General features: G+C 49.3%; 10 protein-coding genes. 5 read left to right on the top strand and 5 right to left on the bottom strand.

Annotated features, from left to right (window positions below):
* Positions 1-5: 5 nt before the first annotated feature.
* A complete protein-coding gene (locus AC5JR3_RS15970; protein WP_495847531.1) occupies positions 6-347 on the top strand; it encodes a slr1659 superfamily regulator in 342 nt (113 codons plus the stop codon).
* Between the two features lie 7 nt (positions 348-354).
* Positions 355-1,224 (top strand): adenylate/guanylate cyclase domain-containing protein, encoded by an 870-nt coding sequence (locus AC5JR3_RS15965; RefSeq protein WP_495847530.1) that lies wholly within the window; start codon positions 355-357, stop codon positions 1,222-1,224.
* Between the two features lie 169 nt (positions 1,225-1,393).
* Here AC5JR3_RS15965 and AC5JR3_RS15960 read toward each other — a convergent pair whose 3' ends face one another.
* Both AC5JR3_RS15960 and AC5JR3_RS15955 read right to left on the bottom strand, forming a co-directional pair.
* Complete coding sequence (locus AC5JR3_RS15960; RefSeq protein ID WP_495847529.1) at positions 1,394-1,825, bottom strand: hypothetical protein; 432 nt, start codon at positions 1,823-1,825, stop codon at positions 1,394-1,396.
* Positions 1,826-1,972: 147 nt separating this feature from the next.
* Positions 1,973-3,160, bottom strand: coding sequence for an RNA-guided endonuclease InsQ/TnpB family protein (locus AC5JR3_RS15955; protein ID WP_495847528.1), 1,188 nt, complete (start codon positions 3,158-3,160; stop codon positions 1,973-1,975).
* A 218-nt stretch (positions 3,161-3,378) separates the two neighbouring features.
* Between AC5JR3_RS15955 and AC5JR3_RS15950 the strand changes: the two genes are divergently transcribed.
* Both AC5JR3_RS15950 and AC5JR3_RS15945 read left to right on the top strand, forming a co-directional pair.
* Positions 3,379-3,726 (top strand): hypothetical protein, encoded by a 348-nt coding sequence (locus AC5JR3_RS15950; RefSeq protein ID WP_495847527.1) that lies wholly within the window; start codon positions 3,379-3,381, stop codon positions 3,724-3,726.
* 140 nt (positions 3,727-3,866) lie between these two features.
* Positions 3,867-6,068, top strand: coding sequence for a pentapeptide repeat-containing protein (locus AC5JR3_RS15945; protein ID WP_495847526.1), 2,202 nt, complete (start codon positions 3,867-3,869; stop codon positions 6,066-6,068).
* 78 nt (positions 6,069-6,146) lie between these two features.
* Here the strand turns inward: AC5JR3_RS15945 and AC5JR3_RS15940 are convergent, their stop codons facing one another.
* The gene (locus tag AC5JR3_RS15940; RefSeq protein WP_495847525.1) at positions 6,147-6,548 is read right to left on the bottom strand and encodes a fasciclin domain-containing protein; all 402 of its coding nucleotides are present in this window, start codon (positions 6,546-6,548) and stop codon (positions 6,147-6,149) included.
* Positions 6,549-6,771: 223 nt separating this feature from the next.
* On the opposite strand from AC5JR3_RS15940, the gene AC5JR3_RS15935 reads away from it, so the two are divergent.
* Complete coding sequence (locus AC5JR3_RS15935) at positions 6,772-7,332, top strand: hypothetical protein (RefSeq protein WP_495847524.1); 561 nt, start codon at positions 6,772-6,774, stop codon at positions 7,330-7,332.
* A gap of 272 nt (positions 7,333-7,604) precedes the next feature.
* On the opposite strand, the gene psaB is transcribed toward AC5JR3_RS15935, so the two are convergent.
* Positions 7,605-9,818 carry a photosystem I core protein PsaB gene (psaB, locus tag AC5JR3_RS15930; RefSeq protein ID WP_495847523.1) on the bottom strand — a complete coding sequence of 738 codons (2,214 nt, stop codon included), beginning with the start codon at positions 9,816-9,818 and terminating at the stop codon, positions 7,605-7,607.
* A gap of 175 nt (positions 9,819-9,993) precedes the next feature.
* A complete protein-coding gene (gene psaA / locus AC5JR3_RS15925; protein WP_495847522.1) occupies positions 9,994-12,249 on the bottom strand; it encodes a photosystem I core protein PsaA in 2,256 nt (751 codons plus the stop codon).
* Positions 12,250-12,636 lie beyond the last annotated feature (387 nt).

The raw sequence follows: 12,636 nt of genomic DNA, 5'->3' as shown, positions 1-12,636 counted from the left end.
GAGCGGTGGAGATTAAGACTGACGATTACCGTGTTTGGCGCGAACCAGACTCTTCAACCATTTTCTTTCAGGGCTTTTTGCGTTTGAATGGAATGGATGGATACCAACCGATTATGGAGTTGCTGCTGAGTACCGTTGAGCAGTCTTCCAGTTGCCGCCTGGATTTTTGCGAACTAGAATTTCTGAACAGTTCCGGTATCAGTATGCTGTCGATGTTCGTGGTTAAGGTGCGCCAGCGGGGCAATGTGCAAATGGTGCTGCAAGGCTCAGACAAAATTCTTTGGCAAACAAAGTCCTTGAAGAACTTGCAACGCTTGATGCCAAGCCTGAAATTAGAGTTCTCATAATTGAGACATGACAGAGACAGTGTCAACCGAAAGTCGAGAAGCTAAACTCCTGGTCGAGATGGAATGTCTCCGTCAAGAGATTCAACAGTTGCAACAAGCCAATAGCGATCTGGAAATTGCCCTGCAAACCACAACTGAGCATGGGGATTTGATCCAAGGGCAATTGCACGAGTTGAACCAGCGACTGCACGCAGAAATTGCTGAACGGAAGGCTACGGAGGAAGAGTTGCGACGGCAGCGGCTGATGGCTGAGCGATTACTCCTCAACATCCTGCCCCAACCGATTGCCGAGCGACTGAAGCGGCGACAAAATACCATTGCTGATAGTTTTACGGAAGTGACCGTGCTATTTGCTGACATTGTCAACTTCACCGCCCTCTCTACCCATACTTCACCGACTGAACTGGTTGAGCTTCTCAACAATATCTTTTCTGCCTTTGATGAACTGGCAGATTGGTATGGGTTGGAGAAGATTAAAACTATTGGGGATGCTTACATGGTAGTGGGCGGCTTACCCCAACCCAAGCCTGATGGTGTCGAAGCGATCGCCAACATGGGGCTAGATATATTGCAAGAAATCAAACGCTTCCACACCCCCGATCGCCAACCGATCGAACTCCGCATTGGCATTCACACTGGCTCTGTTGTGGCGGGGGTGATTGGCACTCGCAAGTTTAGCTACGATCTCTGGGGCGATACGGTTAACATCGCTAATCGCATGGAGTCCCAAGGAGAAGCTGGAGCCATTCAGGTCACAGAGACAGTCTACAATCGCTTGAAGCTGCAATATCAGTTCAAAAAGCGAGGGACGATTGATATTAAAGGTAAAGGTCTGATGACCACCTACTGGCTAGAAAGCAGGCTGAATGTTGTCTAATCAGAAGGTGTGCTTAAATAAACCCAACCTAGTTGTAAGGCGGGCGTTACCCAGAAACAGCTTTGCATCTAAATTTCAAGCTTTATCGCGGGCATTTCACACCCTACGTTTATTCTTGAGTAAACCTAATATTCGACTGTAAGGGCATGGGAAGCCCGTGCCCCTACTATCAGTTACGGCTTCTGCTGATTGAGAGGGTATAGTCGTGCTGACCTCCAGCGAGATCGCCAATATAGATGGAGTAACTGCCTTTTTGCCAATATCCAGGTGATTCAATCACACCTGCGGAGAAGCTGTCTGCTGGTACACAGGAGCTTTTACCGTTTGACTCTTCAATCAAAAGCGTGGGTTGCCCGCTGCTTTGCAATCTGAGGCGTAAGTAATTAACATCCGAGTTCAATTGCAGAACATGGTTGGGGGTTGTCCCAACTTGACCGCAACTTTTAGTGGTTCGCGTTCCACCTGAGGTGCCATTAACCACTAGGGGATCGGGTTCAAACCCAGGTGTAATTTGTAGGGTTTCACTGCGGGTTACACCTGCACTAGTCAAGAGCATTGCTAAGGCGGTGGGAATAACCATCCAAGATTTAAAGGTTTTCATTTGTCATCCCCTGACCTTTGTGTCGTTAAGTCCTCTTACACTACTAGTGTCCTAAACTACAGACGGATTGTGTCAGTCAATGTACCTATTTCCCAACTGTCACTTTTGACCTCCTCACCGGCGTGAACGCACGGTGATTCCTAAGGCTCACGACTTAGGTTTCTGCTTCTTTCCCTTACGGGTTTTGCTCAGTCGCCCTTTAGGCTCATGCCTATCAGGTCTTACACTCGATCCACAGACGTTCACCGCAAGTCCTGCGGCGAGAATATTTTGTGCGGCGTTGATATCTCGGTCGTGGTGTGTCCCACATTCTGGGCAGTCCCACTCCCGAACATCAAGCGGCAATTTATCGACAACGTGACCGCAATGCCCACAGCGCTTAGAACTGGGAAACCAACGGTCAATCTTCACCAGTGTCCGACCGTACCACTGGCACTTGTATTCCAACTGTCGAACTAACTCAGCCCAAGAAGCGTCAGCAATCGCTTGAGCCAATTTACGGTTCTTCAGCATAGTCTTCACAGCTAAATCCTCGACAGCAATCGTTTGGTTTTCGCGTACCAATCGAGTGGTCAGCTTGTGAAGGAAATCTGTTCGAGCGTCGGCAATTTTGGCGTGAATCCGAGCTACTTCGCGCCTCGCCTTCTCTCGATTATTAGAGCCTTTGACTTTACCAGACAAAGCTTTTGTAGCTCTTCTCAACTTGTATCGAAGACGTTTAAAGTGCTTGGGGTTAGCAATCTTCTCGCCGTCGCTGGTGCAAATCAGTGAGGTGATTCCCGCGTCAATTCCTATCGCCTTATCAATTTGAGGCAAGAATTCAATTGCTTCGTCAACCAACAACGAGACGAACCAGCGTCCCGATGCATCCAGTCGCACCGTCACCGTAGACGGTTCGCAACCGGCTCTGAGAGTTCTACTCCAGCGAATTGGCAGAGATTCATTGCACTTTGCCAACCACAGTTGTCCGTCTTTCCACTTGAACGCTGCACGGGTGAATTCAGCGCTGCCGCCACTTCGCTTCTTTTTGAAATTGGGATATTTGCTGCGACCTGCCCAAAAGTTGGCAAACGCTTTTTGCAGGTTTCTCAAGCCTTGCTGCAACGGCACGCTACTTACTTCATTAAGAAATTGCAGATCTTCTTGTTTCTTCCATTCGGTCAACCTTCCAGAAGTCTGCTTGTAGTCAATTCGCGTTTGATGTTCGTACCAAGCTTCTGTGCGAGTGTGCAGTGCTTTGTTATAGACCAACCTCACGCAGCCCAACGTGCGGCGCAAGAGTTGTTCTTGTTCCTCGGTTGGGTAAAAACGATATCGGTAGGCTTTTGGCGTCATGACTTACATTGTACTGCGTTCTCTGTAAAGCCGTGCTGGAAGCACGGGGTCTTAAACCCAAAATTTTCGATAAAGCAGTGGGCAGTTGAGCAATTTTTTCCAGTAATATGTTCATTCTCAGGAATCTTGTTCGCTACAATCACACCAACCTATTATGTAGCGGCTCTATTGTTTAAAAAGAGCGATCGCGCCCGATCTATATACATAAAATTCAAGCCATGAATCCTCAAGATAATCAAAACACGGAGCGCCGACTCCAAGAAATCGAAGCGGAACTAAACAACGACAAGCGGCTGTCATCGGTAGAAACTGAACCGGGGCAACCCCTCGAACGTCATAGGAATGATGAATCATCGTTGCGATTGTTGGTAAATCAAGTCGTCAACTGGTTCAATAGTCTACCGACCCTTGCTAAAGTAGCGGTGGCAATCATTGCGGTAACGCTCGCTTTTTCCTTGTTAAGGAGCGTTTTACAGCTTGTTGCTGCCCTGCTCAGTCTGGGCGTGTTGGGAGTCATACTGTACTTGGTATACAAGTTTGTCATTGCTCCCCAGCCGCCTAGATAAGCACTAGCCGCTTGTGGTGTATAAGACGCCGTGGGTTTTGCGCCCTAAGCCGCCATCATTAATGTCTCGCCTGACTTAGCATCATCGACGAGCCACTTCCGCCTTCGGACTCCGGACTATCTTTCAAGAGAGATTTGAGCATGGCTAGCCCTTCTGTGAAAACAGGCAAAAACCGAACGGCGACTGTGTTGCCCCTAAGGCTACACCTCGCTCTTCCTCTGGTTACTCGACGTTGCGCTGCTGTTTTGGTGGAAGTCTCACTAGTTACCGCTAGCGCCCTTGTTCCCTATAGCATTGGGTTGTATGCCAAAGATTACTCAACGGCAGAACTAGTCCCCTTAAATCCCTTGCTGGCGTCCACAGAAGAGGCGATCGCCAAAACTCTCGCTTACCCACGGGGACAACTAACCCGGCAAGTTCCGCCTCTGACTAATCTTTGCTGGAGCATTGCTTTACTTTCCCCAGTTGCTGTCGCTACCTGGCAACTGTATCTTTTAGCAAAAAGGGGGCAAACCTCACCGAAAGTCTGGTTTGGTGTGCAAGTCGTTACTGGCACAGGTGAAGCACCAGGAATTGCCAGAACATTGGTTCGGGAAGGCATCGGTCGTTGGGGGATTCCCCTCTCCACGGCTTACTTAATTTGGCGCTACACGGGAGCATTTCCCGATCTGGGCATTTTGCTAGGACTGGTGGGATTAACGCTGTTAGCCGAAAGTATCAGCGCCATCCTTTTGCCCCGACTCCGTACCCTGCACGACCGTTTGGCAGGTACTTATGTTTTGGGAATTTCGCAGATTGCCCCACCCTATCCCGAAGGCTTTCACAATGGTCAATTTCTGCACTATGACGAACCTGTTCGCTTAGAAGTGCAAAGCAATTGGGAAGAATCCAACGGTCATGGTCAAGACAGAGTTACCACCATTATTCTCACGACTCAGCCGGAACGCAAATCCCTGAGTCTCTGGCTCTGGATGCGGCACAATCCGGGAATGACCCTGCTGATTATGGCAGTAGCGGGAATGGCATCGGTATTGGGAACGTTTGTGGGTACGCAGATTTACATTCAAAGTCAGGCAAATCGGCGGGAGTTTAAGCAGCAAAATAACGAAGTCTTTCTGACGCTGGTGAAGCAACTTAGCTCCTCGACGAGCAATGCTACAGAAGACCGCCGGGGAGCGATTCTCGCCTTGGCAAGACAGGATGACCCGCGCGCGGTGCCGTTGCTGGTGGATTTGCTAGCCCAGGAAAAGAACGAGAGCCTGATTGATGCTATTCAGCAAGCTTTGGTCAGTACCGGATCTCAAGCCTTACCTTACTTGCAACGCCTGAACCAGTCACTGCAAAGCGAGAAAGAAAGTCTGCGGCAAAGCGGAATGACGACGGAACAGCGGTTAGCCAATGTGCGACAGCAGGCATCCCAGCGAGCGATCGCCAAAATTCTCACGGTCTATAGCGGTCAACTCCACAACGCTGACCTCAGCCGTACTAACCTCGCTCAGGTAACCACAGCCCCGGCTCAATTTGCCTTAGTTTTAGACCGGATGGATTTATCGGGAATCAACTTCCGCAGCGCCATCTTAAGCAACGCTAGTTTGCGCGAGAGCAAGTTCTACGGTGCTGGTGATGATGGACGCATTGGGACTTTTGATGATTGGGTGAGTGACCTCAGCGGGGCTGATTTGAAACAAGCTGACCTGAGTGGCGCTAATCTCCAAAATGTGGCTTTAAATCAAACTAACTTGATGCGAGCAACGCTCAACCGGGCAAATTTGTCCGATACCCGTATGGTTGGGGCTAATTTGAGCAGCGCCCAACTGATTAGTGCTGATTTATCAAGAACGGTTTTAGAAAATGCCAGCCTCACCGGGGCAAACTTGGGAGAGGCAAAGTTACCCCAGTCAAATTTGCAAAGAGCCAGACTGGGGCAGGTGAATGCTGTGGGTACGCAATTTCCCTTTGCCAACTTGAGGCAATCTAATTGGCAAGGAGCCGATTTAACGGGCGCAAATTTTGCCAATGCCAATTTGCAAGAGGCTGACCTGAGTTTCACTAAGTTAGTACGAGCAGACCTGAAGAATGCAAATTTGCAAGATGTCACCTTTCGCCAAGCCGATTTGAGTACCGCCGATTTGCGGGGGGCAAATTTAGCGGGAGCAGATTTTCAGGACGCTACCTTTGCCCTCTCAAGACCGATTAAGTCTGACCAATTTATCCAAGCGGAACTCAAAACCACCTCAGGAGCTCAAGTTCAAGGCGTTGATTTTGGCAAAGCCACAAATTTGAGCAGCAAGCAAATTGACTATATTTGCGATCAGGGCGGGCAGCACCCTCAGTGTAATTAGGCGGTGAGGAGAGTTTTTGGCGATCGCGTCTGCTTGAAAATCACCCAGCGTGCAGATTGAGAGGAAAAATTTAAACCTTTATCCCATCAGAATTACGGTGTCGATCACATGAATCACACCGTTATCCGCCTCAATATCTGCGGCTAAAACCGTCGCATTCTTCACCTCAAAGCCGTCGGAGCAATCAATCTTGATGGGCGAACCTTCCACTGATATAACAGAGTCAACATTTTCTAAATCTGCCTTCATGAGCTTGCCAGAGACGACATGATAGGTGAGAATCCTTGTTAGTTGAGGGATATTTTGTAACAGGGTTTGAATTGTTCCCGGTGGTAGCTTGGCAAAGGCGTCGTCATTGGGGGCAAAAACTGTAAAGGGCCCAGGACTTTTCAGCGTATCTACCAGCCCAGCCGCTTGTACAGCCGTTACCAGGGTTTTAAAAGAATCTGCACTTGCGGCAATATCGACAATATCTGCCATTAGTTTCACCTCATCGGTAGAAAAAGATGCTTTAAAAAGCGTAAACGAATTTTCATTTTTTCCAAATTTGTTTCACTAATAACTGAGATAACTTTTGTTGGGATAGGGGCGATCGCGCTCCAGAGATGGTGCTACCGAATAGATTTATCGGTAGTGGGGAATACTTAGGCTAAAATCAGCGAAAACGAAGCCTTTTGCTTCTTAAATAATGAGGAGTTGGGAAATGCAGCGTCTTAAGGAATTGGTGTTAAGAGTGGGCGCTATTGTCTGGCAAGAAACAGGCAGAACCGAAAAATTACTGTTCCTTACAGCGTGCCTTTTACCGTTTACCCTACCGGCTCAGCCCGCATCGGCTCAGGCTGCCTACGGGAGTTATGTGGGGGTTGGAGGAACTCTGGGAGTGGCGGAGGATGCCACCGGAGAAGGTCGTCAAATCGGTGGAGTGATCGCCGTTCGCTACAAATTGCTAGAGTCTCCTATTTCCATTCGCGCTCAAGCTCTTGTCGGTACAGATGGGATTGCTGTTGTCCCGACGGTTTCTTATGATTTTCCCCTTAACTGGCAAACTGATGCCTACCTAGGAGCCGGAGTCGTTTTTGCTAATGGCGATGAGCCATCTCCGGTTGGGGATAAGACTAGCCTTGCTATACAACCTGGTGTGGATTACATCATTCCTAATAGTCAGACGGTAATTTTTGGCAATGCAATTATTGCCTTTGATGCCTACCGTAATGGCGGAGGGACAGCGGTTTCTGTACAAGGCGGTGTTGGTTTGAGATTTTAGAAACCCAATTTAGCAATCAAGCTGCTACTACAGCGATGATCTTTCGTAAGGGTATGGCAATGTCCCTGCCCTTTTAACACCGCAGGTCTGGCGGTTTTTTTTTGTTGCAGCTGGAAACTCCATACAAATTTGGCATCGTTGACAATCAGCGATCGCCTGTTGCTTTCTAGCTCAGTTGACTGTGGAGCTGCTGATTTTTTTACTAAAAAAATCCCCCACCCGAAGGCAGGGGAATTTTTATTATTTACCTGATAGTTCTAGTTTTAGTTACTTCAACCGAACTTACCTGCAGTCGAGGCAATCAGGAACGCCGCATAGGTAAGGATATAGCCAACCGTGAAGTGAGCTAGACCAACCACACGACCTTGGACAATGGACATCGCAACGGGCTTGTCCTTCCAGCGAACTAGGTTCGCCAGGGGAGTGCGCTCGTGTGCCCAAACAAGAGTTTCGATCAACTCTTGCCAGTAACCACGCCAGCTAATCAGGAACATGAAGCCAGTTGCCCAGACTAGGTGTCCGAAGAGGAACATCCAAGCCCAGACGGACAGGTTGTTCATGCCGTAGGGGTTGTAACCGTTGATCAACTGGGAGGAATAGAGCCAGAGGTAATCACGCAGCCAGCCCATGAGGTAGGTAGAAGACTCATTGAACTGAGCCACGTTACCTTGCCAAACGCCCAGATGCTTCCAATGCCAGTAGAAGGTTGTCCAACCAATGGTGTTCAGCATCCAGAAGGCGGCGAGATAGAAAGCATCCCAGGCCGAAATTTCGCAGGTGCCGCCACGACCAGGGCCGTCGCAGGGGAAGGAATAGCCGAAGTCCTTCTTATCAGGCATCAGCTTAGAACCACGGGCATCCAACGCACCTTTAACAAGAATCAAGGTGGTGGTATGCAGACCGAGGGCGATCGCGTGGTGAACCAAGAAATCACCAGGACCGATCGTTAGGAACAGAGAGTTCGTACCATTGTTAATCGCATCCAACCAGCCGGGTAGCCAAGCGGCACCAGCATTGGTCGCAACGCTGTCAGCATTAGACAGCAAGGTGTCGAAGCCATAGAGAACTTTACCGTGAGAAGCCTGAATGAACTGAGCGAAGACCGGCTCAATCAAGATTTGCTTCTCAGGGGTTGCAAAAGCTTGCATTACGTCGTTGTGGACGTATAGACCTAGGGTATGGAAGCCTAGGAAGAGAGACACCCAAGATAGGTGAGAGATAATCGCCTCTTTGTGCTGGAGCACACGGTCGAGAACGTTACCTTTGTTTTGCTCAGGATCGTAATCCCGAACCCAGAACATCCCGGCGTGAGCAAACGCACCGAGCATCAGGAAACCCGCAATGTACTGGTGGTGGGTGTACAGTGCCGCTTGGGTCGTAAAGTTCTTCGCCATGAAGGCGTAAGGCGGCATGGCGTACATGTGCTGTGCCACAAGGGAAGTAGCAACACCGAGCGCTGCCAGGTGTATAGACAACTGGAAGTGCAGAGAGTTGTTATAGGTGTCGTACAGCCCCTGGTGAGGCAAGTTGAACTGACCTTCAGTCTTGGTGCCAAAGAAGTTCTTGGCGTTCAGCATTTCTTTGATGCTGTGACCAATGCCGAAGTTGGTTCGATACTGGTGACCCGCAATGATGAAGATCACCGCGATCGCCAAGTGGTGGTGCGCCATATCGGTTAGCCACAGCGACTGAGTCTGGGGATGGAAACCACCCAAGAACGTCAAAATCGCTGTTCCTGAACCTTCAGCCGTGCCAAACACATGACTTGCCGTATCAGGATTTTCGGCGTAAACTCCCCAGTTACCTGTGAAGAACGCACCCAATCCAGCCGGGTGAGGCAATGTGGTCAAGAAGTTATCCCAACCCACATGTTGTCCGCGAGATTCAGGGATAGCTACGTGAATCAGGTGACCTGCCCAAGCTAAAGAGCTGACACCAAATAAACCGGCCAGGTGGTGGTTTAGGCGAGGTTCAGCACTCTTGAACCAAGACAAGCTGGGACGGAACTTAGGCTGCAGGTGCAACCAACCTGCGAACAGGAAGACACCAGCCAGCAGGATCAGGAAAACTGCGCCGCTGTACAGGTCATTGTTAGTCCGCATCCCGATGGTGTACCACCAGTGGTAAACACCAGAGTAAGCGATATTCACGGGATAGCTTGCGCCACCTTGGGTAAAGGCATCAACTGCCGGTTGACCAAAGTGGGGGTCCCAAATCGCGTGAGCGATGGGACGGACATTTAAGGGATCTTTAATCCACGGTTCAAAGTTACCTTGCCAGGCGACGTGGAACAGGAGGCTAGAAGTCCAGAGGAAAATGATCGCGACGTGGCCGAAGTGAGAGGCAAAAATCTTTTGATAAAGATTTTCTTCTGTCATGCCATCGTGGCTTTCAAAGTCATGAGCCGTAGCAATCCCGTACCAGAGCCGACGTGTTGTCGGGTCCTGAGCGAGGTCTTGGCTAAATTTGGGAAATTTTGTTGCCATATGTCTTAGGAAATCCTCCTCGCTGACACATGAGACTTATGCAATAGTGCTGCTCATTTTCTGCCTTTTGGAGACCCCTGGAACCGAAGTTCCAGGTTTTCTAGGTCTCGACAGGTGAAACACATCAGATTGATCGTGCTTCATTTGATTGAACTGAGCGCTGAATCTTTGCTAGTTACCCAACAGAGATAATTCGCGCTAGGAAGAACGCCCATATCGTGACGATTCCTCCCAAGAGGAAGTGAGCAACCCCAACAGCCCGACCTTGAATAATGCTCAAAGCACGAGGCTGAATCGAGGGGGCAACTCTTAGCTTATTGTGAGCCCAAACAATTGACTCAATGAGTTCTTGCCAGTAGCCGCGACCGCTAAACAGGAACATCAAGCTAAATGCCCAAACAAAGTGAGCACCTAGGAACAGCAAGCCGTAGGCTGAGAGGGCTGAACCGTAGGAAGTGATGACTTGAGAAGCTTGTGCCCATTGGAAATCGCGCAACCAACCGTTGATCGTTAGCGCACTGGTGGCGAAGTTACCACCGGTGAGATGAGTCACTGTTCCATCTGGTGAAACAGTTCCCCAAATATCTGACTGCATCTTCCAGCTGAAGTGGTAAACCGCAACTGCAATACAGTTGAACATCCAGAACAGACCTAGGAAGACGTGATCCCAACCAGATACTTGGCAGGTGCCACCTCGACCAGGACCGTCGCAGGGGAAGCGGAATCCTAAGTTAGCTTTGTCTGGAATCAGACGAGAGCTACGAGCGTACAGTACACCCTTTAGGAGAATAAGTACTGTTACATGGATGGTAAAGGCATGGATATGGTGAACCATAAAGTCTGCCGTTCCCAGTACCATCGGCATCATTGCTACTTTGCCACCGACAGCGACGACACCGCCACCGAAGACGTAGCTAGCCGGCTCTAAAGCATTGGGAGCAGTAGCACCCGGAGCAAGGGTGTGCAAGTTTTGTACCCACTGAGCAAATACTGGCTGCAGCTGAATTGCCGTATCGGAGAACATATCCTGGGGACGACCCAATGCTCGCATTGTGTCGTTATGGATATACAAACCGAAGCTGTGGAAGCCCAGGAAAATGCAGACGTAGTTGAGGTGGGAAATAATCGCGTCGCGATGACGAATTACCCGATCCAAGAGGTTGTCTTGGTGCATGGCGGGATCGTAATCACGCACCATATAGATTGCGCCATGAGCCCCGGCACCAACGATGAGGAACGCTCCAATCCACATGTGGTGGGTAAAGATCGACAACTGCGTTGGATAATCGGTAGCCAGGTACGGATAAGGAGGCATCGAGTACATGTGCTGGGCCACTATGATGGTGAGAGACCCAAGCATGGCAAGGTTAATTGCCAACTGAGCATGCCAAGAAGTGGTCAAGGTTTCGTAGAGACCCGCATGACCTTTACCCGTGAAAGGTCCTTTGTGATTCTCTAGAATTTCCTTCATGCTGTGACCAATACCCCAGTTCGTCCGGTACATATGTCCAGCGATGATGAACAGCACAGCGAGTGCCAAGTGGTGGTGCGCTGTGTCTGACAACCATAAGCCGCCGGTGACCGGATTTAAGCCGCCCTTGAAGGTCAAGAAGTCAGCATAAATACCCCAGTTGAGGGTATAGAAGGGTTTTAGTCCTTGGGCAAAACTGGGATACAGCTCCGCCATCAAGCCACGGTTCAGAATGAATTCTTGGGGCAGGGGAATATCTTGTGGTGCTACTCCGGCGTCCAACAACTTGTTGATCGGTAGAGCAACGTGGATCTGATGAGCCGCCCAAGACAGACAGCCAAGACCCAATAATCCAGCCAAGTGATGGTTTAGCATCGACTCGACGTTCTGGAACCATTCCAGTTTGGGAGCCCGCTTGTGGTAGTGGAACCAGCCGGCAAACAGCATCAGAGCAGCCATAACCAGACCACCGATCGCTGTGCAGTAAAGCTGGAACGAGTTGGTAATACCAGCAGCGCGCCAGATCTGGAAGAAACCAGACGTAATTTGAATGCCGTGGAAACCGCCACCTACATCACCATTCAAGATGCCTTGACCAACAATTGGCCAAACCACTTGGGCACTGGGTTTGATATTGATGGGATCGCTTAACCAGGCTTCATAGTTGGAAAAGCGCGCGCCATGGAAGTACATGCCGCTTAACCAAACGAAGATGACCGCTAGGTGCCCAAAGTGAGCACTGAAAATCTTACGTGATACGTCTTCTAGGTCACTGGTGTGACTATCGAAATCATTGCTGAGGGCGTGAAGGTTCCAAATCCAGGTTGTGGTTTTGGGACCTCTAGCAAGGGTGCGGTCAAAATGACCGGGTTTAGCCCACTTCTCAAAAGAAGTTGGCACCGGGTCTTTATCGACTACAACCTTGACTTTTGCCTCTCGCTCTGGAGGGCTAATTGTCATGAGGATTCTCCTCTCTAGACAAGGAACGAAAAATACCCCAATGGAGCTTGATGTTATGAAGGAGGAAATCGACTATGGGAATGACGTATTTCCTCGTCGGAAGAGGGAAGGATAACTGCTTTGAATCTGTCAAAGGGTTTTACCTGCTCTCTGTTGATAATAGGACTTGCTCCAGCCAGTCTTTGGGGGGAGTTAACAATAATTCAAATTTGGATAAATCAATTATATTTTTGAGTCTTTCGTTCATGAACAAAGGAAGAAAGTCAAGGAATAATAAAAAACTTTACACTCCTCAATAATTGCAAACTGATAGTCCTAATTCAGAAAAAATATGCTAAAGAACTTCACTCACTTCCTAGCAAAACAAATTCAACTGTCTTGAGAGGT

It is taken from the genome of Kastovskya adunca (assembly GCF_059505785.1).
The sequence above is the reverse complement of the archived record's forward strand: the minus strand, read 5'-3'. Positions and strand labels throughout refer to the sequence as shown.

Bases quoted from the DNA above. Each gene is read 5' to 3' on its own strand.
- AC5JR3_RS15935 (WP_495847524.1), top strand. From the start codon at position 6,772: ATGCAGCGTCTTAAGGAATTGGTGTTAAGAGTGGGCGCTATTGTCTGG.
- psaA (WP_495847522.1), bottom strand. From the start codon at position 12,249: ATGACAATTAGCCCTCCAGAGCGAGAGGCAAAAGTCAAGGTTGTAGTC.
- AC5JR3_RS15950 (WP_495847527.1), top strand. From the start codon at position 3,379: ATGAATCCTCAAGATAATCAAAACACGGAGCGCCGACTCCAAGAAATC.
- psaB (WP_495847523.1), bottom strand. From the start codon at position 9,818: ATGGCAACAAAATTTCCCAAATTTAGCCAAGACCTCGCTCAGGACCCG.
- AC5JR3_RS15955 (WP_495847528.1), bottom strand. From the start codon at position 3,160: ATGACGCCAAAAGCCTACCGATATCGTTTTTACCCAACCGAGGAACAA.
- AC5JR3_RS15960 (WP_495847529.1), bottom strand. From the start codon at position 1,825: ATGAAAACCTTTAAATCTTGGATGGTTATTCCCACCGCCTTAGCAATG.
- AC5JR3_RS15945 (WP_495847526.1), top strand. From the start codon at position 3,867: ATGGCTAGCCCTTCTGTGAAAACAGGCAAAAACCGAACGGCGACTGTG.
- AC5JR3_RS15940 (WP_495847525.1), bottom strand. From the start codon at position 6,548: ATGGCAGATATTGTCGATATTGCCGCAAGTGCAGATTCTTTTAAAACC.
- AC5JR3_RS15965 (WP_495847530.1), top strand. From the start codon at position 355: ATGACAGAGACAGTGTCAACCGAAAGTCGAGAAGCTAAACTCCTGGTC.